This is a genomic window from Calidifontibacillus oryziterrae, from assembly GCF_000331575.1.
Classification (GTDB): domain Bacteria; phylum Bacillota; class Bacilli; order Bacillales; family Bacillaceae_J; genus Calidifontibacillus_A; species Calidifontibacillus_A oryziterrae.
This window is the reverse complement of record NZ_KB223527.1, coordinates 1455789-1482474: the sequence shown is the minus strand read 5'-3', so window position 1 is coordinate 1482474 and position 26686 is coordinate 1455789. Positions and strand designations below refer to the sequence as shown.

Sequence of the window (26686 nt, the reverse complement as noted above, 5' to 3'; positions counted from 1 at the left end):
AAATAAATCAAAGTAAGCGTTTCATTCAGCAGTACAAAAAATGTTAATTGAATGAAAATATAATAGAAAAGAAGAGCGATCCCTTCAATCGAGCTTTTGGTTGGGAGCCGCTCTTTTTATGTCGAACATAAAATTCCGATCCCCTTTACTAAAAAAATTCGTAAAACTTTGTAACAAATCGCGGAATAAATTCGACTATTTCCTAGGAAATAATACAATGTTAACAGTAATATGACAAAATCAGGTCAAATGTCTCAATTTCTAAGAAAATGTGCTAATCATATTGAAATTTTGCTAGTAAACTATTAAATTTGAAATGAAGTTAAAAAAAGTTACCGAAACTAACTAGAAGGGGGGTAAATTATATGTCGAAACAGTCATTTATATTTTCCTTCATTTGTACGTTCGTCATTGCTCTTGTTTTTTTAAGTATTCCTTTAAATTCGGCTAGTGCAAATGAAGCAGCTCACATAACGGCAGATAATTTAAATGTCAGAAGTACTCCTTCGTTGCAAGGACAAATCCTTGGTAAATTACATACTGGTGACCAAGTTCAAGTCATTGAACACGCAGGAGAATGGTTAAAAATTACATCAAAGCTAGGCAAGGGTTATGTTCATAGTTTATACGTAAAAATTGATCCATCAAAAACTACGGTAACTTCGCCTGCAAAGTCATCCACAGCAACAGCTCCTGTGAAGGTAATTGTAAATGGGGAACAGTTAAAGCTACCGGTTGACCCGCCAATCATTGATAACCGCGTATTAATTCCTTTCCGTGGGATTGGAGAAACACTTGGTATTAAGGTGAGTTGGCTACCAGAAACAAGACAAGTTGAGGCGATTAGCTCGGATAAGAAAGTCTTATTTACTATTGGAGCAACTACTGTTCAAGTTAATGACGAAACAGTCAGTTTGACCCCAGCACCAACCATTGTTGAGAATTCGACAGTAATCCCACTCCGCTTTTTTGCGGAAAGCTATGGAGCTAGTGTTAGCTGGGATCAGAAGGAACGTGTAGTACTCATTGATACAGTTGATGAAAGCTTAATTATAGACGATCCTATTCTTAGTTCGCCTAATCCTGAGACACCAAAGATACCTGACAAGATTATAACAACTGTATTGGCATTAATTGAAGAAGACGACGTAAGAGTCTATGAAGAGCCATCTAAAAAAAGCGATAGATTAGGCAAGCTAGAGGAAGGCGATACAGTTAAAATTTATGAATACCCTCAAGCTGACGATTTTGATGATGAATGGTTAGAAATAGATTTTGATGATGAAATTGGTTATATAGACGCTGACTCAATTCGACCATTAGATGAAACAATTAAAGCTACTGTCACGGCAACCGTATTAAACATTCGTGAATCACCAGATACAGAGTCAGATATTGTTGCAAAGCTTATAAAGAACCAAGTAGTCTTAGTCTATGAATTAGACGGAAATTGGGCAAAAATCAAATACGATGATGAATGGGGCTATATTCACACTGCTTACTTAAAGATGCAAAAGGGAAACCAAACTTATGCAGTGTTAATTGAACCTGTTTTAGAAGAAGATGATGATAGGTCATTCTTACAATGGGGTTTCCTAGGCGCAGTTACAACATCCCATCGCATATTCGCTAACGGTGTCGAAATCGAAACAAGTGCTTCAAATATAGAGAAATGGGATAATGAGGATCACCCGGCTATAGATCGAATTGATTATCATGAAGCATCCAATGGATCAAAAATACGCATTTACTTTAACCGTGGCTATCATTTCGTTGTCCGGCACTCTACTGATTCAGTAAAAGTCATTTTATTGAACAATGGCCTCGAAGGAAAACGAATTGTTGTTGACCCTGGTCATGGCGATCATGATCCAGGTGCAATTGGAGCGACAGGGCTAAGAGAAAAAGAAGTCAATATTGATGTTGGACATAAATTAGCAGCTTTACTCCGCGGAGCCGGAGCTGATGTTATTTTAACAAGGCAGGATGATACATTTTTATCATTGCAGGAACGGGTGGAAGTTGCTCATGATAATGAAGCAGATGTCTTTATTAGTTTGCATGCAGATTCATTTAAAGCATCTTCAAAAGGATCAACAACGTTTTATCATTCCGGTAAAAATCCTAGCTGGCAACAAAGTAAGCTTTTATCAGATATCGCGATTGAAAAACTTACCTCACAGTTAGGGACAGAAAATCGAGGATCAAATGACAAAAGCCTACACGTAATCCGTGAAACTGAAATCCCAGCAATTTTAGTCGAATTAGCGTTTTTGTCAAATCCTTCCGAGGAGAAACTGTTGAAATCAGATGAATTCCGCCAAAAGGCAGCTCAAGCATTGTTTGATACATTCGTCGAATTTTATGAGTGAAAATAAAAAACCAGTCATTTACAAAATGGAATGACTGGTTTTTTGCTATATTTCAGGACATGCTTTATACAATATATAACTCAAGTAGGGAAGACCACTTATGGATTGTTTTATTCTATATCAATAGAGATCGAATCATGTAGCTACTCAATTTAGCGAAGACCACTTATGGATTGTTTTATTCTAAATCAATAGAGATCAAATCATATAGCTAACAAATTAGGGACGACCACTTATGGATTGTTTTATTCTATATCCGAACTAGATTCTTTGAAATTAGTAGCATTGTTTTCAATGGGTTCCTCAAGTGTCAAATGCTGTCTAAGCTTTGTTTTTGCTTCTTCTAAGTTTTCTTCATCTAATATATAATAATAAAGCTCGTCAATTCTTGCTGCTTTTCCATTTAAAGTCAACATCTCTATGTCAATATTTGAACCTTCATATGCATAATCATGAAACGCTAGCATTTCATCGAACGACATGTTGGTCGTTAAATTTTCTCCAATGCTTTTCATTACATCACTATATTTTGAAACAGATTTAAACGATAGTAACTTATTAATAACAGCCTTCAAAATTTCCTGCTGGCGATGGCCTCTTTCAAGATCACCATCATATTTTCGAGTGCGGGCATATGCAAGTGCTTGTTCACCAGTTAATGTTTGCAAGCCTTCATCTATTTTAATCGCGTTTTTCTTCCGGTGACTATCCTGCTCAACAATTGCAAAAGGAACATCAATTTCTATGCCGTCAAGGGCATCAATTATTTGAATAAAGGCATCAAAATTTAATCTAGCATAATAATCAACTGGAACATTAAATAGCTTTTCAACTGTATCAACTGTCATTTCAATATCACCGTAAGCGTGAGCATGTGTAATTTTGTCCATGCGGTCACGTCCAACGAGTTCAACACGAGAATCTCGTGGAATACTAACCATCTTCACCGACTTTTCTTTTTCATTAAAGGTAGCTAAAATAAGGGCGTCTGACCGTGTGGATCCACTAACCATTTCATCACTACTAGCGTCGACTCCAATAAATAGTACTGAAATGTTATCAACTCTTGGATCTACCTTTTCAACGCGTAGTTTTGATTTTTCCTCAAGAGAGCGACTACTTAACTTATGCTGCGAGTTCTCAACAACCTCTTTTGCTGTATTTGTTAAATAGGATGCATACGCTGCTACCCCTATGAGTATCAACAAAACTGGAATAAGAATAAGAAGCAAAATTTTTTTAATTGGGCGTTGCTTTTGTTCTGTCATGAATATATACTCCCTTATGGAACTATTGGGCAAATGCTCAAGTATCAAACATTGCTTGTCTTGTAATATTGTTAGTTTCAAGCTAGCTTTTGCAAAATTCGATCATATTTAATAGTTTACCCTATACTACTATAATTAATAATATTCAACTTTCGTACACATTCTTATGTCTTTTTTGTTACATTATTCAGCCATATTTCTCCAATTGCGATTAGTTTGCCGAATGTTAAGCTCGGAATTCTATTTACCCGTTTTTTTGCTGTTAATCACGGATTGGACGACCGCTGCCGCTTAAACGAATATGCTGCGATAACAAGCATAGGACCCTTTGCCTATTTTGCACTGGATTGCACGATCGTTATCGCTTACACGATATCTTGTTCTAAATATTCCGTATTGCCTTCAAGGATTTCTGCCTGGCCATTCGTCAGCTCTGTCATCCACTCTACAAAGGTTTCTTTCAGTTCTTCCAAAACATAAGTTTCAACCTCAACCGAATCCAAATAATGAATTTCTTTTAAAATAAAAGTTGGATGAGCACGAAGCTCGTTTTCAATTTTACCTAGCCAAGAATAATCAATTTTTGTATGAATAATACGCATTAATTTGCGTTCAACAATCCCAATCGCGTTTAAACCTTCCGATACAGATTTACCATAAGCACGAATCAAACCGCCAGCGCCTAGCTTAATACCACCAAAGTAACGAGTAACCACAACGACTGTATCCTTTAAATCACGTTTTTTTAAAACCTCTAGCATAGGTACACCAGCAGTTCCGCTTGGCTCGCCATCATCATTTGCCTTTTGAATTTGATTATGCTCACCAATCAAATATGCTGAACAATTATGGGTTGCATTCCAATTCTTTTTTTTAATTTCCTGAATAAAAGATTGTGCTTCTTCCTCGGTTGTTGCCCGATTAAAATAGGCAATAAATCTTGATTTTTCAATGACTATTTCATGTTCACCCGCAGCTTTTACGGTATAATATTGTAGTAGCATAAATAGTTGTCCCCCTAAAAATATATACAATGTGTGACGAATTAAATTGAAATTCGACTGATAAATAAGCGAAGATTAATATAGAAAATATTAATAGACCAATAACTCCATTATAAATATACATGGATTATGCATCAAATCATTATATTACGCAGGCAACTCAAAAATAGCTTTCAATATTTTTAAAAAAATTTTAATACTACCCCCAAACAATGGGTCAAAGTAACGAAGACTTTAGTAGCAAAATTTAGCCAATTGACCGTACTATAATCATACTTTTTAAAATTAATTAGAAATTAAAGGTGAAAAGCTGCATTTTTGACCCATATAAAACTCAAATAAGTGGGCCATTTAGAAATAAATACGCAATTTAACTCAAACAAGAGTGCATTAAGAAATACGCAATTTAACTCAAACAAGAGTGCATTAAGAAATACGTTTTTAAACTCAAATAGAAGATCCAATAAAAGTGAGCAATTTTAATTCAAACAAGGGTACACATTAAAATTGTGAGTCCTACCTTATAAAAGCTACCACTCAAATGGGCATTCTTAACTCAAATAAAGGTACCACACTTAAAAGTATGCAATCGTAAATCAAATTTAAATCTACATAAGTAAAACTGACTTTAAACATAAAGCTTTAATACAATAGGCTTCATATAGCACTTGCCGGAGGCGTTATAAATGTCAATTCGCTTGAATGAAAAAGTATTAGATAAAATTTTAGAAAAAATGATCGAAACGGTTGCCAATAGCAAAAAAGAAATTTTTGAAATTGGTGAGCAATCACGTCAGGAATTTGAAATTTTAACAAAAGAGCTGCAACGAACGCGCCAAGAAGTAGTCGAATCAATTGAAAAAGGCGAGCGCTTAGAGATTAGTGAAAAGTTCTCCCGCCAGCGTTTATCCGAAGTTAGCAAGCATTTTAAAAAATATTCTGAAGAACAAATTCGCGAGGCGTATGAAGCAGCACATAAACTTCAAATGGAGTTATCGTTCCTACGTCAAAATGAAAAAATGCTAATCGAGCGACGCAATGAACTAGAACGCCGTTTGAAAAACCTCGAGAAGACGGTTGCCCGCGCCGAAAATTTAGTCGGTCAAATATCAGTTGTATTAAACTATTTAACTAGTGATTTAAAGCTAGTAAATGAAATGCTTGAAGATGCCAAGGTTAAACAAGAATTTGGTCTGCGCATTATTGAAGCACAGGAGGAGGAACGGAAACGGCTATCACGTGAAATTCATGATGGGCCAGCGCAAATGTTAGCCAATGTGATGATGCGATCCGAACTGATCGAGCGCATTTCACGCGAAAAAGGAATGGAGGAGGCGCTGAAGGAAGTTAAGGATTTGAAGCAAATGGTTCGTTCTGCATTATACGAGGTTCGAAAAATCATCTATGACCTACGACCAATGGCACTCGACGATTTAGGCTTAATTCCGACATTAAAGAGGTATTTGTCAACAATTGAAGAATATAATAATATTCAAATTAATTTCCTAACAATGGGGAAAGACAAACGGTTATCACCTCGTTTGGAGGTTGCGTTATTCAGGCTTGTTCAAGAGGCTGTTCAAAACGCAGTAAAGCATGCGGCCCCTAAAGAAATTCAAGTAAAAATTGAAATTACGAAATCAAAATGCACGTTAATCATTAAGGATGACGGCAAAGGCTTTGATATCTATGAGAAAAAAGAAAAATCCTTTGGGCTTGTCGGCATGCGAGAACGTGTCGAACTCCTAAAAGGAGAAATGACAATCGACTCAGCAATCAATAAGGGTACGCTCATCATGATTTTGGTACCGCTAATGGATGATGAGAAAAAAAGTTAAAAGAATTAACATAAGATTGAAAAGAATCAATAATTATCAAAAACTTCCACTATTTTATTTAAGGTTTTTACTTTAAGGAGGGATTAACAATGAATGATACAACACGTATAGTAATCATTGATGACCATCAGCTATTTCGAGAAGGAGTAAAACGCATTTTAGAGTTAGAGAAGAATTTTGAAGTTGTTGCAGAAGGAGATGACGGTGAAGAAGCTGTCAGTTTAGTAGAACAATACAATCCGGATGTTGTTGTAATGGACATCAATATGCCACATATGAACGGTGTTGAAGCGACAGCCAAGCTAGTTGAAAAGTTCCCTGACGTAAAAGTACTAGTTTTATCAATCCATGACGATGAAAGCTATGTAACACATGCTCTCAAGACTGGCGCAATGGGCTATTTATTAAAAGAAATGGATGCTGACTCTTTAATTGAAGCAGTAAGAGTTGTTGCTGCTGGCGGATCATACTTACATCCAAAGGTGACTCACAACCTATTAAACGAGTACCGCCGCCTTGCATCTGGAGATTCAGGCCATTCGATCGGTACATTAAAGGATGTTGAATATCGTAAACCTCTACATATTCTTACACGCCGAGAGTGTGAAGTATTACAAATGCTTGCAGACGGAAAAAGCAACCGTGCAATTGGTGAAACGTTATTTATTAGCGAAAAAACCGTGAAAAACCACGTAAGCAATATTCTACAGAAAATGGATGTAAACGACCGTACACAAGCCGTAGTCGTCGCAATAAAAAACGGCTGGGTGCAGGTGAAATAGTTTTTTGATAGAGTTAGATAGATTTTTATACCTCTTTTATAGATATTGGCTCTTAGCGATATGACTCTTATCACTAAGAGCTACTCATTTTTGAAAGCTGTTTGTAAATGTGGGTATTTGTCCTAAATTCGTGGGTAAATTAGAGTTTCTCGTGGGTAATGTATTACGTTATGTGGGTATTTCTAAATATTATATGGGTATTTTACCAAATTATGTGGGTAAATCATTTTTTTATCCGAATCCAAAGCAAAAAAGTAGTTTCGGTGACAAAGAAATAGGACTAAAATTCAGTATTTTAACAAGAATTTTATAAGGAGGCCTTTAAAATGATTAAGAAAGAATTAAAAATGCCATTGAAGCTTAAAAAACTACAAGCACTAGTAAGAAGAATTCCAGAAGATCACCCAAAACGGAAAGAAATCCTTGAAGAATACGCAAAAAGTTTTTCAGGATACAAAGGAGAAAAATCCTTAGACTACTATTTTGACTTTTTACCAACGCAGCAATACATTATTTTACATGATCTACGCCTTTCAAACTCCGCTGGTACTCACTTTCAAATCGACATTCTACTCCTTTCACAAACTTTTTTCCTTATAGTAGAAGTAAAAAATATATCTGGAACTCTTATATTTGATCCAGCCTTTGATCAAGTTATTTGGTCTAATTCACATTCCGGCGTCGATATTGCACTTCCAGATCCAATAAGGCAAGTCACGCATCAACAATACCAATTGCAGGAATGGATAAAACGGAAAAACTATAAAGATATTCCAATTGAGACGATTGTTGTCTTAACTAATCCGAACACTATCATAAAATGCGCAAGTAATAAAAGAGGCTATATGGAAAGAGTAACTCGAAGCACGGGTTTACTTTCCAAAATTGATCAATTCAATAAACGACAAACAACAGCTGAGTTAAACGGTAAAGATCTAAAAAGACTAACAAATCTATTAGTGAAAAATCATACTCCATCCTGTCCTGATTATCTTACGAAATATAATATTCAAAAGTCGGAAATCTTAAATGGTGTTTATTGTGAGAACTGTTCTTCACTTCTTATGAAATATGAAAGAGGAGTATGGATTTGCCCAAATTGTTCTTTTTCGTCTAAAGATGCCCATCTAAATTCCTTAAAAGATTATTCTCTTCTAATTCAACCTTCGATTTCAAATAATCAGCTAAAAACCTTTTTAAAACTCCCTACAAATGCAATAGCCTATAACATTCTTCATTCATTGAACCTGAAATATACAGGAACTTATAAGGATAGATCATACGATCTACTATTTGATGATTAAATATGAAATTAGTAATTTCTTATCTTATCAAACTATTACTTGAAAAATAAAGGATTGATATTAACCACATAAATAAATTCCATAAAAAGAGTAACTGATTCTACTATCTGGAAAATAAATCTCCATTAAAATCCCCCAATTTAAACCGATATAAGTAATACAAATAAACTTATAAAGTTCAAACCTTATTCCAGTATTCACTCAGGTTTATTTAGAAATAACTGTAAAATCGAATCTTATCTCGGTATCCATTTAAATCCAATATCGGTAGTGCAAAAAAACTTATAAAAATATATTTTATCCCAGTATTTACTCGGCGTTTTTGATAATAATTGTAAATTTTAAAAATGAACTTTACCTCAGAAAATACTAAGTTCACCGTATAACGAATATAAGCAAAAAACCATCGGGAGTGGAGAAGTATGCAGATCAACAATCAACAGCTATCATCTTCGAATCAATTACAAACAACTACCACAGATAAACTTCTTGAATTGAAGCAAGGGGAACTATATAGAGCTCAAATAAAAGAAAGAATTTCAGACAGTGAAGCTATTATACAGATTAGAGGGAAGGAAATTTCGGCAAAATTCGAAGGCGCGGTCCCTAGTGAAGACCGCATAAATGTGCAAATCTCTGGGCAAAAAGAGCAAACTGTAATAGTGAAAGCAATATCAGTTGATTCTTCGCAGGCAACGAACCAAACAAACCAACAAAATGACACGAAAGTGTTCCAAAGCGTTGGAATTACAATGAAGGACATTCCGGAATTAAAACAAAGTGTTCAGATTTTGTTAAATAAAGGTATGCCTGTTACGAAAGAGTCTGTTCAAGAACTAAGAGATTTTTTTGAAAAAACAGAAGGAACAGCTGCCGAAAAATTAGATACTGTAAAAGCTCTAGTGAATAAAAGATTAGAAGTCACACAAGCTCATCTTCGCCCTATTCATGAGGCGCTCCATGGGAAGCCGTTAAACGAAATTTTAACAAAACTTGCAAAAGAGATTGATCCAGAATTTGACTTAGCGAAAAATGAGCAAAAGGCAGCAGAACAACGAGCAACACAGCAAAACGCTGGAAATGCTCAACAGTCAAAAAAGGAAGCGGACACAAATCAAGCGCCGAAATCTCACGATATTGAAAAGCAGGCGAATCAAAATGCGTCTAAGACTCAGGGATCTGAAGGAAAAACAACTAGCAATGAACGACAAACTCAAATAGTAGAAGCAAACAAACTCAATTCTACTCAAGCTACTAGTAGTAAGCTTCAGTTCAACAATCAAGTAAGCGAGGCTTTTCGAAAAGCTATTGAGCTAATTGAGAAATCGCCCGATCTAAAACAAGCAATAGAAAGTTTGCGTAATGAGTTATTAAAAAACCCTTCACTTGAACGAGAAATGGTTCAAAAAATAGAAAAGGCAGTTCATGAGGCCGAGAAGCTACAATCAATTGGCAAGGAACGTCTTATTCAAGCACTTAAAACAGCGGAAGAGCAGCTTGTTAGACGGGAACAACAAACGGCGGAACAGACTCGATTGAACTCGACACAGTCGAGCCGAGGTGCAAACTTTGAAACTGCGCGGGATGGATCGGTAAGTGAGATTGTAAAAGGTGTAAAAGAAGGTGTTTCAAAAACTCCTAATCTTCAGCGTTCTATCGAAGCAGTCCGAAGCCAAATAATTGAAAATCCTCGTTTTCCGAAGGAAGTTGTCCAAAAAGTTATCCAAGCTGTGGATGAAGCAACTCGACTACAGCGACAAGGTCGTATTACGACAGGCAGGGAAGCGTTAGTACATGCATTAAAAGCTATTGAGAACGAATTAGAGGCTATAGAAGTAACGAAGCCAAGTCAAGGAAAAGTGACAGATACTTTATCACCACAGCAGCAACCAAAGGGAGAGCCATCACAGCAAGAAAATCCAGGACGCCGTAGCGCGGAACAACATGAACAGATTCAACCAAGTCGTCGTTCAGGCGAACAGTACTCACAACCACAAGTAGAACGCCGTTTGACCGAACAACAGGCGCAACCACAACTAGAGAGTCGCTTAACTGAACAACTGGCGCAAGCTCAACAGGAACGTCGCTCAACCGAACAACAGGCACAACTACAACTAGAGAGGCGCTCAACCGAACAACAAATGCAAACTCAGCTAGAACGTCGTCCAACGGAGCAATCAGCAAGTGAAACCGTCAAGCAAGTAAAAGAAGCTTTTCAACGTGATCCGAATTTTGCAAGTGCCGTTGAAAAGGTTCGCGAGCAAGTTATTAATAATCCAAAGATAGACCGAGAAGTAGCACAAAAAGTTGAAAAAGCTGTTAACGAAGCTCGTCAGCTACAACAAATTGGCCGAGAAGGAATAGGTCGTGAACGCTTAACCCAAGCTCTAGAACAAGCAGAACGTGAATTAAAACAAATTGAAACGCGTCAGCAACAACAACAGCAACAACTAAGAGTGGAACAGCCGTCAACGCAACCTGATTATACTAAGGAACAACGAGCAAGCGAAACGGTGAACCAAGCTAAAGAGATAGTTCAACGTAATCCAAACCTTCAACAAGCACTCGAAAAAGTCCGTGAACTATTATCTAATAATAAAAATATTGATCCTGAAATTTCTCGTAACATAGATCGAATGGTTAATCAAGCAGAGCAATTGGATCAAGCGGGACGCGAAAGAATTACCAAAATGCTCGAACAGGTTGAGCAGATACTCAAGCAAAACGAAGCAGTACAAGCGAAACAAACAGAAAATCAAACAAATAATCAAACAAATAATCAAACAAATAATCAAACAAATAATCAATCCAATACTCAATCAAACCAAAATCAACATGACCAACAAAAGCAAGCAAAAACAACACCAGTAACCAATCAACAAAGCACCATACTACCTAACATGTTTGAAGAAGATCCAATAGCACAATCAACCGAAAAGCGTCCAACTGAGCTAATGAAAGATCTACTTAAGCATATACAAAAAGAACCTAATCTAGAAAAAGCTTTAAATCATGTAAGGAAAGAAACGTCAAGCGATCCAAACTTAGACTTAAAAACAATCGATAAAGTAGAAAAAGCTATAGAACGGGCATCACAACTACAAGAAAAAGGACGAGAACTAGGTGCACGTCAGCACATTACAAACGCTTTAACTGAGCTAGAACAAGAGCTTGCAAAAACAGAGCCGAAACAATCTGTTACAACGAACAGACAAAATACAGTCCAACAAACTATTGACAATTTCGACTTGAACGATCAGTTGCAAACACTACCAGTACAATCTAAAGACATTCTCGTAACTAGAGTTACACAAAAGCTAGCCCAAGCTACTCATGATTTCCGTGAGTTAAAAAGAGAGATTACGAGGAATTTAGATAACATTGAGCGGTTAGTCAACGCTTTAAAGAAAAATGCTTATCCGCAAGCAAAGCAAATCCTAGAAACTACGATTAGCAAGCTCGACAATGCAATCTTAAAAAGTGAAATGATGTTATTTACAGATATGAGAACAGAAAAACAGTTAATGCAAGCAAGCACGCAGCTGGCAGATGCAAAAAAACTACTCGCAAAAGGAAATCACACAGAAGCAGCGAAAATCGTTCATGACATTAAAATGCTAATGGATAAAATCAATTTCAAACCTTCAGAGCAAAAAATCATGCATTACGTGACAAAAGAAAGTCAAAACCTTGAACACCGTTCACCATCGCAACAACTTTTAAATCGTTTTGATGAAACGGCACGTTCTTATGTAAGACATGAACCGTCAGCTCGCCAAATGTTTGAAATGATACGATCACTTGGCCTCAATCATGACAGTGACTTAGCTAAATCTTTAGTGTTCCAAAAGAATGGCGAATCAAATAATCAAGTTTCAATTCATCAAGGTACAAATCAACCAAATTTTCAAAACCAGAGCCAAAACTACCAGGGTGCAAATCAGCAATATCAGCAAAATCAACATGATCAACAAGCTCAGCAACAGCAGCAAAACTTAAAGGCGGCCCTCATGAAGCTTGCACAAATCGATGGGGATGAAGCCACAACGAAAATAGCTCAGCAAGCTGAACAAGCCCTTACCAATTTAACAGGGCAGCAACTGCTAAGCAAATCGGATTCAGGAAACTCGTTGCAAAGTATGTTTTTTAACCTACCACTATTACTAGGGGAAAAACCAGAAAACCTTCAAGTGTTTGTGAATTCGAAAAATGAAGGACAACAAGTCGATTGGGAAAACTGTAATCTTTACTTTTTAATTGAAACGAAAAAGCTTGGCGATGTTGGTATTATGCTATCATCGACAGATCGCAACCTAGCAATCACGATCAAAAATGATAAAGTAGGTTTTAAACAAAAAATGGAGCCGATCGCAGCAATCACGAAGGAAAAACTCCAAGAAATTGGATACAACGTGAACAGTATTAATTTTACAAGAATGACACCTGTCGTTAGCCAAACATTCCAACAGCAACAGCAAGAACAACTACAGGGTAACCAGCAGCAAAATCCATCAAGACCAGTCTTTACCGAGAAGGGAATGGACTTCAAAATATGAGAGTATCAAAATATTACAATCAGAAAAAACGGAAAGATATCAACGGTCCGTCAGCAGCGGTTATTAAATATGACGAAGACTCAAGTAAAGCACCTGTTGTCGTTGCACACGGAAAGGGACAAGTTGCTCGACAAATTATCGAGTTAGCTAAAAAGAACAATATTCATATGCAAGAAGATTCAAGTCTGGTTGAGAATCTTTTAGACATGGATCTTGGGGATAACATTCCGCCGCAACTTTATTCAGTCATGGCAGAAATATTACTACTTATTGAAGAAATGGAAAAGAACTACTAGTGGCGGATCAACCATTGGGATAATGTCTGTATCAAGTGGACCCCTAGACTAAATATTTAATAAATTGGATGGATGAATCGAGCTTCGTAAACAATTTTGAATAAACAACAAATACCTAAAAATAATGTATTCAACTAATTAAGTGAAAAAATTCAAATGATAACTATTAAACTCTATCATCTTTCGCCGATAAAAAGAACAGATAATAAAACTGGAGGTGCACATTCCGTGACTGGCATATTAACAGAGGACGCACTATATAAGAAATCACCTCAAGAAATCACCGCTCTTCTATATGAAGCATGCCTAACTTATTTAGAAGAAGCAATCGAAAATATCAATAATAAAGACTTTGTAATTGCCAATAAAAAGCTGCAAAAAGCAAATGACATTTTGCATCGCTTAGGAGCTGGCTTAAATTATGAAGCAGGTATTATTGCAGATCAGCTAGATGCTTTATACAACTATATGGCAGATAAAGTCGTTGAAGCAAACTATAAAAAAGATCCGAAGATTATTGAAGAAGTAATAAAAGCTTTAGAACCAGTTGCAATGGCGTGGAATGAAGCGTTGAAGAAAAAAGATAACCCGGCTTCAACTGGAGCTAGACAAAAAGCGATGGCTTATGAAAAAAATATTTTAATGGATGAAAAATAATATCCAAACATATAGAACGATAGAACAAAGATAAAAGGAGATTTGTGAAAATGAGAATAAACCACAATATTCAAGCACTAAATGCATATCGTAATCTTTATTTAAACCAATCATCTACATCAAAAAATTTAGAAAAATTGTCATCTGGTTTGCGTATTAACCGTGCTGCAGACGATGCTGCCGGCCTTGCAATTTCTGAAAAAATGCGTTCGCAAATCCGTGGTTTAAATCAAGCTGAAAGAAACTCCATGGATGGTATTTCTTTAATGCAAACAGCAGAAGGTGCAATGACAGAAGTCCACTCCATGCTACAACGTATGCGTGAACTAGCTGTTCAAGCTGCCAATGATACAAATACTGTAGAAGATCGCGAAGCGATTCAAAAAGAAATCGACCAATTAAAGTTAGAAATTGATAGTATTGCGGCAAAAACTGAATTTAACACTCGTAAATTATTAGATGGCTCCAGTGCAGTTGATACTCAATATCGAGTAGGAGAAATGGAAAATACGAATATTAAAAAAGTACCAATTGTTACTGATCCTTCACTACAAACAGGTCAATATGAAATTTCAGTTGAAAGCACACCGGAATTTCAATTTTCATTGAATCAGCCAGGAGCAGGAATTAGCCAAAATACAGTATTAGATGTAGTAATGATAGATTCAAAATTTAAAAAGGATGAAGCTGCAAAAACAAATCTTGTGAATGCACCAACAATTACTGATCAGACGGGTGTAGAGCCTGGGACATATACTGTTAATGTAACTGGTACCCCCCAAGTTGAAGATGCTACTATTGATGATGCTACTGATCCTGGCGTTGATATTGGAACAAACGCCAAATTCATTAAAGATCCAGCAACATCGGAATTACCATTAGGCGAATACAAGGTTGTTGTAGAAGATTTTGTTGATGATGGTTCTGGAGCTTTAGGGTCAGCAACAGTATCTATATTTGATGCTAATAATCAACTGATTGGAACAAAAAGTGTTGTTGACGGAGATACTACAGTTGATTTTGGAAGTGGAAATAAAATAGTACAACTTGATGTTAGTGGTATAACAAAAGATGGTGAAGCTACCATAACTGTTGAAGGAACATATACCGTTGCGATAAAGGATGCTGACGGCAATGATGTTGCAACCGTTTCTGGCGCGACAACTGTTAACGGTAAATTAGATATAGATGGTCAATTTTCATTAGACATGTATGCAGCTACAAAGACTGGTGTTAGTGAGTTCGAAGTTGGTAGTAGTAATTTAGCTTTAGGTGAGTATGCAATTGTCGTAACAAATTATAATGAAGAATCAAGTAGTGCGACAATTGAAGTATTTGATCCAGATGGATTCTCAATTGGGAAATTAGCTGCGGAGGTTGGTGCCCAAAAAGGTTCCGTTCAAACTATTGGCACTGAGTTTGGTAGAAAAGTAACAATAGATACTTCACAAATCACTCAAGCAGGTACAGCGAAAGTACAAGTTGAGGTTAATATGGAAGTATCGGTTTCAAGAATGGAAGATGGTAACCCAACTCCAATTACATTTAAGAAAGAGTTAACAACTAGAAATGGCAAAATTAATCATGGCGGCCTAGAAATGGTATTTGGGGTAAATGCGAAACAAGGTAAATCAGAATTTGATTTAACAAATAAAGCACTTTCATTCCAAATTGGAGCCAATACTGGTCAAAACGTAAACATTGATGTGCCACAATTGAGTACGGTTCAATTAGGAATAGACGAACTTAGTGTACTTACTAACAAAGATGCGAATTTAGCAATCTTTAACGTTGAAAAAGCAATCAACCAAATATCTGCAGTTCGTTCTAAGCTTGGGGCAACACAAAACCGTTTAGAGCATACAATTAACAACCTACAAACAACGCACGAAAACTTAACAGCAGCTGAATCTCGTATTCGCGATGCTGATATGGCGTTGGAAATGACGGAGTTTACAAAGAATAATATACTTAATCAATCAGCGCAAGCTATGCTTGCACAAGCGAATCAATTGCCACAAGGCGTACTTCAATTATTACAAGGTTAATTTTTTGGGACAAGGGGACAGGTACCTTGTCCCAATTTTAATTATTTAAATCTAACCTTCATTGAGAAGGCAGTATATTTAGTCAGGTTCGATGAATTATCCAAATCCAATTAAAAAGATTTCACTCAAAAAAGCTGTAAATGCTATAATAAATCTATAAGTAAATTGGGCGGTGGTTCTTCTATGGAACAAAAGGCTTTTGATTTGCTAGAAAAAATGTATGTTGAAATGCAAGAAATTAAATCTAACATGGCAACCAAACAAGATTTGGCTAAAGTAGAGGACAAAGTAGATAAACTTGAGCAGACATTAATTCTGTTTGAAAATAAAACGGATGCAAACCAAAAAGCATTATTTGATGGATATACACAAACCTATGAAAAGCTATCCACCCTTGAAGTGAAAATAGAAAGAATTGAGCAAAAAATTGAAAAACAAGATGTGGAAATAAGAGTTATAAAGAGTGCTGCAAAATAGATAATAGAATTCAATGCCTAAGCTGGACGAGATCAAGTCTAATTCATCAACCGAAAGTGAAAAAGATAGTTTGTCTTCTAACACACCCTAAACAAAGAATAAAGGCGGTAGTAAGTATGGATGTACAAAAAGTTGGGAGAACCAGCCTAAATAAAGTTAAAGCGAAAAGTACTGGACCAACAGAAAGTGTTTCCTTCCAAGAAGTAATGGGTAAAAACCGTCAACAAATGGTCCATGAGAAATTAACCCAACTTGTTCAAGATATTGAAGACCAAGGCAAGGTCCTCGCGGAGTCAAGAACAATTGATGAGTTGCGCAAATATAAGAAAATGGTAAAAGAATTTATGGATGAAGCTGTACAGAACGGCTTGCAGCTTGAAGAACGCCGAGGCTTCAACCGCCGCGGACGCACAAAAATTTATAAAATTGTCAAAGAAGTAGATAAAAAACTAATTGATTTAACAAATGCGGTTTTGGATAAAGAAAAAACCAGCTTAGATATATTAGGGATGGTTGGTGAAATAAAAGGGTTACTAATTAATATATATGCGTAAGAGAAGAGAACCTGAAGTACGAAATTGCTTTTTTATGCTTAAATAGTTATTCTTATTTAAAAAGCTATTCATATATAATACGTAAGAGGTGAAAGCCTCTTTTTGTTTTGTAGATTATTAGATGAAATCTTAATTTCTTTCATGTAAAATATAGTTATTGGTAATGAAGAGCAAATAATTTAAAAGTATTTAGTTAAAGGAAGGTAAACGATGAAAACAGCAATCGTTACGGATAGTACGGCTTACATACCTAAGGAATTGCGCGAACAATTACATATAGAAATATGCCCGCTTAATGTTATTTTTGGCACAGAGTCTTACCAAGAAGAACTCGAAATAAGTGCAGAAGATTTTTATGAAAAAGTAAAGACAGCCACAGAGCTACCAAAAACATCTCAGCCAGCAATTGGTTTGTTTGCGGAAACGTTTAAAATGTTAGCGGATAAAGGGTATGATGCAGTTATTTCGATCCATTTATCTAGTGCAATTAGCGGAACGTATCAAGCATCAGTTACAGCTGGTGAAATGGTTGAGGATATTAAAGTTTATTCATTCGATTCAGAAATAAGTGCGATGGTACAAGGGTTTTACGTCCTTGAAGCAGCTGAAATGGCATTAAAAGGAAAAGATCCTGAAGAAATACTAGATCGTCTCAATGAAATGAAGCAATCAATGCGGGCTTATTTTATGGTTGACGATTTAACACATTTACAGCGTGGCGGTCGCTTAAACGGAGCACAAGCTTTAATTGGCAGCTTGCTTCAAGTAAAGCCGTTATTACATTTTGTGGATAAAAAAATTGTTCCATTTGAAAAAATTCGAACACAGAAAAAGGCAATTAAACGAATTTTAGAGCTATTTGCCGAGGATGCGACTATAGGAGTACCAATTAAAGCGACTGTTATTCATGCGAATCGTCCGGAAATGGCCGAGGAACTCAAAAATCAAATCGAATTAACATATAACAATGTCGAAGTCGATATAAGCTATTTTGGTGCGGTAATCGGTACTCATTTAGGAGAAGGAGCACTTGGTCTAGGTTGGTATAAAAAATAAGGCACTGACAGGATTATTTCTGTTAGTGCTTCTCGTTAGACATTTTTTAATTTTTTTATTTCTCGGTTTTGTGTAGCAATTTCAAGATTCATTCCTTCTAAATCTGCATCGAAAAATCTAAGTTGACGATCAACATGATCAAATCTCTCATTTGTTTCCTTCCTAAATGCGTTCATTTCTTTCAATTCATTATCCACTAGTTTCACCTCCTTAAAATCTATTATATCAATGTAAATTAAGAACTACAAGCAAATAAAGAACATTTGTTCTGCTTATTAAAGTAGAGAGAAAGGTGATGAATACAATGAGATTTGCTATTTTTAAAGAGAATAACAAAGAATTTTTGTTGCCTGAAATTTTGACAACCTATGACCAAAAACAGAAACTTATATTTCAATCAATCTATCACATTAAAAATCTCCATCAACAAAAACTAAACCTACAATATAAATTCTCAGAAGACCTTCAAACATACCTGCAAGGCAAAGCGCTCCTTTTAGATGAAATACCATTTCCAATTGAACAAATTCAAGAGCATTATTTAAATGGTTATCTAAAATATAATCACGGAATTATTTCAGCGCATGACCTTAAACAATTCCACGAACACTATTTAAATAGATACCTAAAAATAAATCATGGAATGACAACGCACCAAAACCTATATCACTGCTGTCGCTGCGGCAATGAGTCTCAGCATCTATTCGCCTCGTTTCATTGTGCGAGATGCAATGACGATTGTGTTTATTGCCGAAAATGCATCACAATGGGTAGGGTAAGTCAATGTACTCCTTTAATTACTTGGACTGGACCTCCTACAGTTTATAAAAATAATATACCTTCACTAAATCAGCTTGATGCCTCATCGCGTTCGGTGGAGTTACAGTTTAAATCTCATAATCCTTCACAAACCCAGCAGGATCCTTCTTGGCATCTCCAGGGGCCTGAACGTAAAAAACATATTCTAAATTGGCACGGTCAACTTTCACTAGGTCAGCAAAAAGCATCATATGCTGTTATGAATGCGATCAATGCGAATACTGATTTATTAGTCTGGGCCGTATGTGGATCTGGGAAAACGGAAGTACTGTTTAAAGGGATCCAATCAGCACTAGATCAAAACAAACGTATTTGTATTACAACTCCACGGACTGACGTTGTCCTCGAATTAACACCTCGACTGAAGCAAGCCTTTCCTGACACAAATATTATCCCACTCTATGGTGGAAGTGAAGACCGTGGAAAGACCGCCCAACTGACGATTTCTACCACACACCAGCTTTTGCGCTACTACCGGAATTTTGATGTTGTTATTATTGATGAAGTCGACGCTTTCCCATATTCAGTTGACGAGATGTTAAAATTTGCAGTAAGAAAATCAAAAAAAGAACATTCAGCTACAATTTACCTTTCGGCAACACCTGATCAAACTCTCCAGCTACAAGCAAAGAAAAGGACCTTATCAACGGTCACCATTCCAGCCCGCTATCACCGTCAGCCGCTACCAGTTCCGATATTCAAATGGTGTGGCAACTGGCAAAAAAGAATGAAGAAACAGAAGCAACTCCCGCCAAATGTCATCACTTGGATCGCAACCCACTTACAACAACAAAAACAAGCCTTTCTCTTTGTCCCACATATCGAAACACAATATAAAGTCGTCCAAATATTAAAGCAACAAAACTCAAACATAGAAGGTGTTCATGCCGAAGACCCAAACAGAAAAGAAAAAGTCCAAGCCTTCCGTGGAGGGAGTATTCCCATTCTCGTGACTACAACAATATTAGAAAGAGGGGTTACCGTTCCGAATACAGATGTTGCTATTTTGGGAGCGGAAGATGATATTTTTACCGAAAGTGCACTTGTACAAATAGCAGGAAGAGTTGGGCGCAGCCCTAAATATCCAACTGGTGAAGTGATTTTTTATCACTATGGAAAAACACATGCAATGAACGCAGCTAGAAACCAAATCGTAACAATGAATCAAAAAGGGCAAAAGCTAGGATTGGTAGATTAAGGGGAAGCGATGAAAACGAGGAAAGGAGGTGAACAAATTGTATTGCTTACTATGCCACAACCCAATTGACCAAATCATAAGCTGGGAGCATCTTTTCTTATCAAGTCCAGTTCATCCTGAAATTTGCAAAATTTGCAGTTCGAAATTAGAAGAAATATACGGAGAGCAATGTCGTATTTGCAGTCGACCATTTTCGAAGTTACCAACAGAATTTCAAAATAAAGATATTTGCCACGATTGTTACCGCTGGGAGCAAGACGTGGAGTGGACGGGAACATTAACCAGAAACATATCAATTTTTGATTACAATGACTTTTTAAAAGAACTGTTAGCTCAGTTTAAGTTTCGTGGCGATCATGAAATCGTAAAAGCTTTTACGACACACGTTCAAAGCAAATTCAAACAAATGTTTCATCAAAAATCACTACCTTTCATTGTCCCGATACCCCTTAGCCCGGAACGGTTATATGAGAGGGGTTTTAATCAAGCTAATTCACTAGCACAATTATTAAATGTACCAATTGATAATATTCTCACTAGAATTCACACGGAAAAGCAGAGTAAAAAGACGCGACAAGAGCGTATTCACAAGCAATCTCCCTTTCATTTAATTCAACTAAATGACCCACAAAAGTATCACAACAAACCAATATTATTAATTGACGATATATATACTACAGGGACAACGTTAAGACAGGCTGCAAAAGCACTTACTCCATTATCACCAAAAGCTATCTATTCATTAACTTTAGCTAGAAGTTAAAATATTTATGAAACTTTCTTAAAATAAGCCTAAATGATTCCCTAAATTGTCCAATTTTGTCTAAACTTTTCCGAAATTACACGTTATAATAACAATAAAGAAAAGGTCGCAAGGAGGACAATAAAATGCCTGAATTAGATAACTGCCCTAAATGTGGACGTTTATATGTCCGGAATATACACGGAATTTGTGATGTATGTCGAAAAGAAGAAGACAAATTGTTTGAAAAAGTATATGAGTTTATAAGAAAGCGTGAAAACCGCACTGCTGGTATTGCGCAAATCGTTGAAGCAACAGGTGTTAGTGAGGATACTATTATGCGCTTCGTAAAGGAAGGACGGCTTCGAACAACACAGTTTCCTAATCTTGGTTATCGTTGTGAACGTTGTGGAAGGCTTATTAATAAAGGAAAGCTATGTCAGGATTGCTTAGAAAATATACAATCAGATCTCAAAGCGCATACAAAAACGGAAGAGATTAGAAAGAAGCGAGAGGAAGCTGAAAAGAAGGCTGCCCATACGTACTATTCGGTTGATACAAAGATTAAACGTGATTAATAAACAGAATAAAAATTGACTGAAACTACAAATTATAGTATACGTTCATAGATTTTTATTGGTAACCCCGTCTCATTGTTTAGAGGATGGGGTTTAATTTTTAATTGTAGTCCAATAAATTCAGTAAACTTTTACTAAAAACTGCCGATACTAGTAATAAGGATTTGTTGTACTATCCCAATTCGTATAATTAGGTCGATAGTATAAGAAAGGACATCAACTTTCGCTGTTATGGGCGAAAGTCGTGTTTTTCTAATGAAAGAGGTGTAGAAGGTGAAAATAAATAATATCGGGTCAATTAATACAAACCCATATAAAAAACAAATAGAAAAAGCTGAAAAGCTACAAAGAACTGCTCATACTGATAAAATTCAAATTTCTACTGAAGCGATGGAGCTTCAAAAAGGCAGTCGAATCGAAGCTGAACGCCAAGCTAAGATTGATGAATTGAAAAACAAAATTCAATCCGGTGACTACCAAGTAAACCCAAAAGAAATAGCTAAGAAGATGTATGAATTTTGGAATAATTAAAAAAGGGGTGTAATCAGTGTCTACTGAAAGGATAACGAAGCCTCTTGAAAATCTACTTCTTTTGCATAAAAGCTTATACCAACTAGCGAAGCAAAAGACGGAAATGATTAAAACCGGGGACATCGAAGCCATTCGTTCTCTAATAAAGGACGAAACTCGACATATTCAAGCAATTAAAAAATTTGAGACAGAAGTAATGAACAATACAAAAGAGTATCTCGAACAAAAAGGTTATACAAGTAGTGAGTTCACGTTGAACGATTGCATAAATCTTTTAAATGAAACAGATAAAACGAAGCTAACACAATTAAAGACTGCTTTAGAAAATCAAATAACAGAATTAAAGTTTCAAAATGACTTAAATCAACAAATGCTTGAGCAATCATTACAATTTGTTAATTTATCGTTAGACATCATTATGCCGGATATAGATTCGTTTAATTATGATCGACCAGGACAAAATCAGCAAGCTGGGCAGGAAGGTCGTTCTGTTTTTGATTCAAAAGCATAAGTGGAGGTTATAAAATGGTTTCGACTTTTCATGGTTTAAATACAGCTTATCGCGGGTTGATGACACAGCAATCGGCACTATATGTAACAGGTCATAATATTGCCAATGCCAATACGCCGGGCTATACTAGACAGCGAGTTAACTTTGAAACGACTGATGCATATCCAGCACCATCAAGGAATCGTCCGAACATCCCTGGACAATTGGGGACAGGTGTGCAAGCTGGAGAAATTCAAAGAATAAGAGATCATTTTTTAGATATCCAATACCGAGGTCAAAATAGCAAGTTAGGTTATTGGGAGGCTAGAGCTAACGCTTTTAGTCAAATCGAAGATATTATGAATGAACTCAACAATGAAGGGCTTGCGAATACAATCGATAAATTTTGGAGCGCGTTACAGGACTTATCAACAGAGCCAAATGAAGAAGGAACCCGTCGTGTTGTTCTTCAACAAGGGATTGCCGTGGCGGATACGTTTAACTATTTAAGTGAACAATTACAAGTAGTACAGAAGGATTATAAAAATGAAATAAAAGTGACCGCAGGTAAAATAAATTCATTGATAAAGCAAATAAACAGTGTCAATCAACAGATTAAATCAATTGAACCAAACGGATATTTACCAAACGATCTATATGATGAGCGTGATCGATTAGTTGATGAACTTTCCACGTATATGAATATTGAGGTTGAAAAAAAACCAAGTGGCGGACTCTCAAAAGATATTGCAGATGGGTATTTTAATATTTATTTATTAGATGATGCGGGAAAAAGAATAAATATAGATACAGATGGAGATAACGCTGGGGACTATGATTTTAAATTATTGGACGGCAAGACAGATCGATATGTGGAAATATCCTTCCCAGAACTCCCTGATACAAGTGATGTAAATCCGATAGAACATATTCATTTTACGAATAGAAACAAAGACGGAAGTTTGTCAACAAAAACGACAGATGCCAATGGGAACGAGGTAGATTTCGCCACAGATAGTAGTGCTGTTGCTCAATCAAGTTTCAATTTAAAAATTGAGGATTTTAATTCGCCAGGAAGTTTGAAGTCTTTTGTAGAAACGTATGGATATATTGATAATAATGGTAACGTGAAAGGAGACCTACCACAAATACTCGATGAACTAGACCATATGGCGTTTTCTTTTGCGGAGCGATTTAACGAAATTAATAGATTAGGATGGAGTTTATCGGAAATTAATGCAGGAAGCAACGACTATGATACATCTTTCGATTTTTTTGAATTCGATCCAGTAAAAACCGATAGATATGATTACAAAGGGGCCGCATATCATATTCGTATTGGTTCTGGTATTATGGCTGATTTAAGCAATATTGCCGCAGCGGGGGCACCGATCATTTCCAAATATGAGGAAAATAATAAAACTGGCGTAACATTTACGTTAAACCCACCCGGGTATGATCATGATGCTGATCCGTCAACAGACAATAAATCAAACTACTTAATTGGTTCAGAAGCGATATATTCGGGGACAGAAGAATTAAAAAATGGGATTGATTATACAATCGATCCAGAAACCTTGACAGTCACAATTAAGGATCCATCAAAATATCCAGAGCCTTATACGGTTAAATATGAGATATATGAGCCAGTTTTAGATCTCACGCAAATGGGCGAAGGTGATGGTTCAAACGCTCTTGAATTAGGGAAAGTCATTAGCGATGCTCAGCTTCATTTTGGTGGAAGTCGTACAACGCTACGAAGCTTTTATCAAGGTGTGATTGGTGAAATGGGTGTTCAAGCATACGAAGCTAATCGAATGACAACAAATACAGGCATTTTGAGAGATAGCGTTGAAAATAAAAGAGCTTCAGTGAGCAATGTATCGTTAGATGAAGAAATGACAAATATGATTCAATTTCAACATGCGTACAATGCAGCGGCTAGAATGATAACACTAGTAGATGAAACACTTGATCGAATTATTAACAACATGGGATTAGTTGGAAGGTAGGTGAACCATTATGCGCGTCACGCAAATGATGTTAACAAATAGCAATTTGAGTTATCTTAGTAAAAACTATGAGAGATTAGGGAAGCTTCAGGATCAATTGATTGCGGAGAAAAAAATTACAAAGCCGTCTGATGACCCTGTCATTGCGATGAAAGGGATGCGTTATCGTTCCCAAGTTGCTGAAGTTCAACAGTTTCAACGAAATCTTAATGAAGTGTATAGCTGGATGGATAGTGCAGATGCTGCTTTTGAAGAAACAACTCAGGCATTGCAAAGGATTCGATACCTCACTGTCAATGCTTCAAATGACAGTAATAGTCCGGAAGAAAGAGCCAATATTGCGAAAGAGATAAGGCAGCTAAATGAGCAAATCGTTTCGATTGCGAACACTAGATTTAATGGGAAATACATTTTTAATGGTTCAGATACATCTGTACCGCCTGTCAATACAGATGGCTTTGATTTAGACGCAAAAGTGTTAAAGGGAGCAAACGTTACTCTAGAAGACCATTCAATTATTTATAAAGGGCAAGAGTACAAATTCGACCACGTAACTACTGTTCCTATTGATCCAATTAATGATCCCACTGGTCCACAAAAAAAAGAATGGGTCTTTTCGATACCTAATGTAAAAGATCCAGATGATGATACAGATGATGGTGTAGACACAATTACAATTACAGAATCTCCGATTGATTCTGATGACTTTACAATTGAATATACTTCTTGGGGATATAATAAATATAGTGAACCACCGGCATGGGCCCAATCCACCACTGAACTAACAGAAGATGAATTTGTCCTGTTCGATAAAACTGCTATTGCAGTAAACAACCAATCTATCGAAATGGAAGTACTGAAGGGTGTGTATATGCCGGTTAACGCAAATGCGCAAAAAGTATTCTCGCAAAAACTGTTTGGTGCATTGTATGAATTAGCGAATAAATTAGAAGATAGCACGACAGAAACCAAGGAAATTGACGATTTCTTGGATATATTAGATGCGCAAATTAATACTGTGATTTCGGAACGTAGTGAAATCGGGGCACGAACAAATCGAGTCGAAATGGTTGAAAATAGGCTGATGCAACAAGAGCTAACCGCTCGGGACCAAATGTCAAAAAACGAAGATGTTGACTTTGAAAAAGTTATCATTGATTTAAAGACACAGGAAAGCATTCATCGCGCCTCACTAGCAGCAGGTGCGCGTATTATTCAGCCGACACTGATGGATTTTCTCCGTTAATGAATTGAAAACGTCGATACATTCTACAGTGAATGTATCGTTCATACGCTTTCTTTCGTAAATCGTAAAGGTGACTTTGTATATTTTCATAGAAATAGCAACAACATAGCTGGCTCATTGCTTTGGGTCAGCCTTTTTTCTATAATGATATAGAGGAGTGATGAAAGGATGCAGCTTCCTCGACTTGAAATTACAAATCATTTTGCCCAGCTAGGTATTCGACAAAAAAGGGCACATCTTGAAATCCATCAAAGACATGCTGACGTGATGATCAAACAACCACCCGCAGACGTTAAGATGATCAAAACAAAAGGGAAATTATACATTGATCAGTCGGAAGCATTTGCCGATGCGGGTCTAAAGCACCCTTTAAGGAAAAGTAGAGAGTGGATACAGCAATCGCTTCAAAAAGCTCGTGAAGCAGTAGCGATAGATGTCCAGCAAGGCGATCAAATGATGAGAATCGAAAATGGTGGGAATGCCTTTCCACAAATCGCAAGGCAGAATATTACGCCAAAAAGGCAAGATTTTAATATTGGCTACGTTCCATCGTCCATATTTAAAGTCAAATTCCATTATGAGCCTTCGCGTATAAAAGTAGAAGTCAATCCAGAAAAACCAATCGTAAAATTCAAAGCAAATCCGCCAGAAATGAAATATCATCCTGGACAAACTAATATTTATGTTAAACAGAAGGAATCGATACAATTTAGGGCTGTTGGCTTGAATGTGGATAGAAATTTATAATCGTAGGATATAGAGGTTCAATTGGGTTCAATTGTTTTTATTAAAAAATTTTTAACAAAGTTGCAGTCGGTGCAATTAGATTTTGATTTTAAACGATTTCGTACAAGTATA

General features: G+C 36.4%; 22 protein-coding genes. 19 read left to right on the top strand and 3 right to left on the bottom strand.

The genetic code is table 11. The annotated features are described in order from the left end of the window. Window positions 1–365 precede the first annotated feature (365 nt). Complete coding sequence (locus tag D612_RS0115805; protein WP_017756467.1) at window positions 366–2372, top strand: N-acetylmuramoyl-L-alanine amidase; 2007 nt, start codon at window positions 366–368, stop codon at window positions 2370–2372. Window positions 2373–2617: 245 nt separating this feature from the next. On the opposite strand, the gene D612_RS18465 is transcribed toward D612_RS0115805, so the two are convergent. Together D612_RS18465 and D612_RS0115795 are read right to left on the bottom strand one after the other, a co-directional pair. Further along, complete coding sequence (locus D612_RS18465; RefSeq protein ID WP_017756466.1) at window positions 2618–3640, bottom strand: LCP family protein; 1023 nt, start codon at window positions 3638–3640, stop codon at window positions 2618–2620. Between the two features lie 365 nt (window positions 3641–4005). Beyond that, complete coding sequence (locus D612_RS0115795) at window positions 4006–4644, bottom strand: YigZ family protein (RefSeq protein ID WP_017756465.1); 639 nt, start codon at window positions 4642–4644, stop codon at window positions 4006–4008. Window positions 4645–5330: 686 nt separating this feature from the next. Here D612_RS0115795 and D612_RS0115790 point away from each other — a divergent pair. The 10 genes from D612_RS0115790 (at window position 5331) to D612_RS0115745 (ending at window position 18212) form a co-directional block, all read left to right on the top strand. Beyond that, on the top strand, window positions 5331–6482 hold the full coding sequence (locus tag D612_RS0115790; protein ID WP_017756464.1) for a sensor histidine kinase: 1152 nt from the start codon (window positions 5331–5333) through the stop codon (window positions 6480–6482). Between the two features lie 89 nt (window positions 6483–6571). Further along, window positions 6572–7264: a response regulator gene (locus tag D612_RS0115785; RefSeq protein ID WP_017756463.1), complete on the top strand. Its 693-nt coding sequence runs from the start codon at window positions 6572–6574 to the stop codon at window positions 7262–7264. Between the two features lie 326 nt (window positions 7265–7590). Further along, window positions 7591–8568, top strand: coding sequence for an NERD domain-containing protein (locus D612_RS0115780; protein WP_017756462.1), 978 nt, complete (start codon window positions 7591–7593; stop codon window positions 8566–8568). A gap of 422 nt (window positions 8569–8990) precedes the next feature. Then, a complete protein-coding gene (locus D612_RS0115775) occupies window positions 8991–13124 on the top strand; it encodes a hypothetical protein (protein ID WP_017756461.1) in 4134 nt (1377 codons plus the stop codon). Beyond that, entirely contained in the window at window positions 13121–13420 is a 300-nt protein-coding gene (locus D612_RS0115770; RefSeq protein ID WP_017756460.1) for an EscU/YscU/HrcU family type III secretion system export apparatus switch protein, read from the top strand. Before D612_RS0115775 ends, D612_RS0115770 begins: the two co-directional genes overlap by 4 nt. 228 nt (window positions 13421–13648) lie before the next feature. Then, window positions 13649–14077, top strand: coding sequence for a flagellar export chaperone FliS (gene fliS, locus D612_RS0115765; RefSeq protein ID WP_017756459.1), 429 nt, complete (start codon window positions 13649–13651; stop codon window positions 14075–14077). A 50-nt stretch (window positions 14078–14127) separates the two neighbouring features. Further along, window positions 14128–16125 carry a flagellin N-terminal helical domain-containing protein gene (locus tag D612_RS20000; protein ID WP_017756458.1) on the top strand — a complete coding sequence of 666 codons (1998 nt, stop codon included), beginning with the start codon at window positions 14128–14130 and terminating at the stop codon, window positions 16123–16125. Between the two features lie 183 nt (window positions 16126–16308). Further along, entirely contained in the window at window positions 16309–16602 is a 294-nt protein-coding gene (locus D612_RS0115755; protein ID WP_017756457.1) for a hypothetical protein, read from the top strand. A gap of 116 nt (window positions 16603–16718) precedes the next feature. After that, window positions 16719–17156 (top strand): YaaR family protein, encoded by a 438-nt coding sequence (locus D612_RS0115750; protein ID WP_017756456.1) that lies wholly within the window; start codon window positions 16719–16721, stop codon window positions 17154–17156. 210 nt (window positions 17157–17366) lie between these two features. Further along, the gene (locus D612_RS0115745) at window positions 17367–18212 is read left to right on the top strand and encodes a DegV family protein (RefSeq protein ID WP_017756455.1); all 846 of its coding nucleotides are present in this window, start codon (window positions 17367–17369) and stop codon (window positions 18210–18212) included. Window positions 18213–18247: 35 nt separating this feature from the next. On the opposite strand, the gene D612_RS19545 is transcribed toward D612_RS0115745, so the two are convergent. Then, a complete protein-coding gene (locus D612_RS19545; RefSeq protein ID WP_017756454.1) occupies window positions 18248–18409 on the bottom strand; it encodes a hypothetical protein in 162 nt (53 codons plus the stop codon). Window positions 18410–18516: 107 nt separating this feature from the next. Between D612_RS19545 and D612_RS0115735 the strand changes: the two genes are divergently transcribed. From D612_RS0115735 to D612_RS0115700, 8 genes are all read left to right on the top strand, one after another. Then, on the top strand, window positions 18517–20229 hold the full coding sequence (locus D612_RS0115735) for a DEAD/DEAH box helicase (protein ID WP_017756453.1): 1713 nt from the start codon (window positions 18517–18519) through the stop codon (window positions 20227–20229). A 37-nt stretch (window positions 20230–20266) separates the two neighbouring features. Continuing rightward, window positions 20267–20992 (top strand): ComF family protein, encoded by a 726-nt coding sequence (locus tag D612_RS0115730; protein WP_017756452.1) that lies wholly within the window; start codon window positions 20267–20269, stop codon window positions 20990–20992. Window positions 20993–21117: 125 nt separating this feature from the next. Next, window positions 21118–21549, top strand: coding sequence for a TIGR03826 family flagellar region protein (locus tag D612_RS0115725; RefSeq protein WP_017756451.1), 432 nt, complete (start codon window positions 21118–21120; stop codon window positions 21547–21549). A gap of 273 nt (window positions 21550–21822) precedes the next feature. Further along, window positions 21823–22080: a flagellar biosynthesis anti-sigma factor FlgM gene (gene flgM, locus D612_RS0115720; protein WP_017756450.1), complete on the top strand. Its 258-nt coding sequence runs from the start codon at window positions 21823–21825 to the stop codon at window positions 22078–22080. 16 nt (window positions 22081–22096) lie between these two features. Next, window positions 22097–22591, top strand: a complete 495-nt coding sequence (locus D612_RS0115715; protein ID WP_017756449.1) for a flagellar protein FlgN — start codon at window positions 22097–22099, stop codon at window positions 22589–22591. Between the two features lie 14 nt (window positions 22592–22605). Continuing rightward, complete coding sequence (flgK, locus tag D612_RS0115710; protein ID WP_017756448.1) at window positions 22606–24582, top strand: flagellar hook-associated protein FlgK; 1977 nt, start codon at window positions 22606–22608, stop codon at window positions 24580–24582. Window positions 24583–24592: 10 nt separating this feature from the next. Beyond that, window positions 24593–25828 (top strand): flagellar hook-associated protein FlgL, encoded by a 1236-nt coding sequence (gene flgL / locus D612_RS0115705; protein WP_017756447.1) that lies wholly within the window; start codon window positions 24593–24595, stop codon window positions 25826–25828. A 168-nt stretch (window positions 25829–25996) separates the two neighbouring features. Beyond that, entirely contained in the window at window positions 25997–26575 is a 579-nt protein-coding gene (locus D612_RS0115700; protein ID WP_017756446.1) for a DUF6470 family protein, read from the top strand. Window positions 26576–26686: the final 111 nt, after the last annotated feature.

Coding starts and splice junctions, on each gene's coding strand:
- D612_RS0115805 (WP_017756467.1), top strand. CDS start 366: ATGTCGAAACAGTCATTTATATTTTCCTTCATTTGTACGTTCGTCATT.
- D612_RS18465 (WP_017756466.1), bottom strand. CDS start 3,640: ATGACAGAACAAAAGCAACGCCCAATTAAAAAAATTTTGCTTCTTATT.
- D612_RS0115795 (WP_017756465.1), bottom strand. CDS start 4,644: ATGCTACTACAATATTATACCGTAAAAGCTGCGGGTGAACATGAAATA.
- D612_RS0115790 (WP_017756464.1), top strand. CDS start 5,331: ATGTCAATTCGCTTGAATGAAAAAGTATTAGATAAAATTTTAGAAAAA.
- D612_RS0115785 (WP_017756463.1), top strand. CDS start 6,572: ATGAATGATACAACACGTATAGTAATCATTGATGACCATCAGCTATTT.
- D612_RS0115780 (WP_017756462.1), top strand. CDS start 7,591: ATGATTAAGAAAGAATTAAAAATGCCATTGAAGCTTAAAAAACTACAA.
- D612_RS0115775 (WP_017756461.1), top strand. CDS start 8,991: ATGCAGATCAACAATCAACAGCTATCATCTTCGAATCAATTACAAACA.
- D612_RS0115770 (WP_017756460.1), top strand. CDS start 13,121: ATGAGAGTATCAAAATATTACAATCAGAAAAAACGGAAAGATATCAAC.
- D612_RS20000 (WP_017756458.1), top strand. CDS start 14,128: ATGAGAATAAACCACAATATTCAAGCACTAAATGCATATCGTAATCTT.
- D612_RS0115755 (WP_017756457.1), top strand. CDS start 16,309: ATGGAACAAAAGGCTTTTGATTTGCTAGAAAAAATGTATGTTGAAATG.
- D612_RS0115750 (WP_017756456.1), top strand. CDS start 16,719: ATGGATGTACAAAAAGTTGGGAGAACCAGCCTAAATAAAGTTAAAGCG.
- D612_RS0115745 (WP_017756455.1), top strand. CDS start 17,367: ATGAAAACAGCAATCGTTACGGATAGTACGGCTTACATACCTAAGGAA.
- D612_RS0115735 (WP_017756453.1), top strand. CDS start 18,517: ATGAGATTTGCTATTTTTAAAGAGAATAACAAAGAATTTTTGTTGCCT.
- D612_RS0115725 (WP_017756451.1), top strand. CDS start 21,118: ATGCCTGAATTAGATAACTGCCCTAAATGTGGACGTTTATATGTCCGG.
- flgK (WP_017756448.1), top strand. CDS start 22,606: ATGGTTTCGACTTTTCATGGTTTAAATACAGCTTATCGCGGGTTGATG.
- flgL (WP_017756447.1), top strand. CDS start 24,593: ATGCGCGTCACGCAAATGATGTTAACAAATAGCAATTTGAGTTATCTT.
- D612_RS0115700 (WP_017756446.1), top strand. CDS start 25,997: ATGCAGCTTCCTCGACTTGAAATTACAAATCATTTTGCCCAGCTAGGT.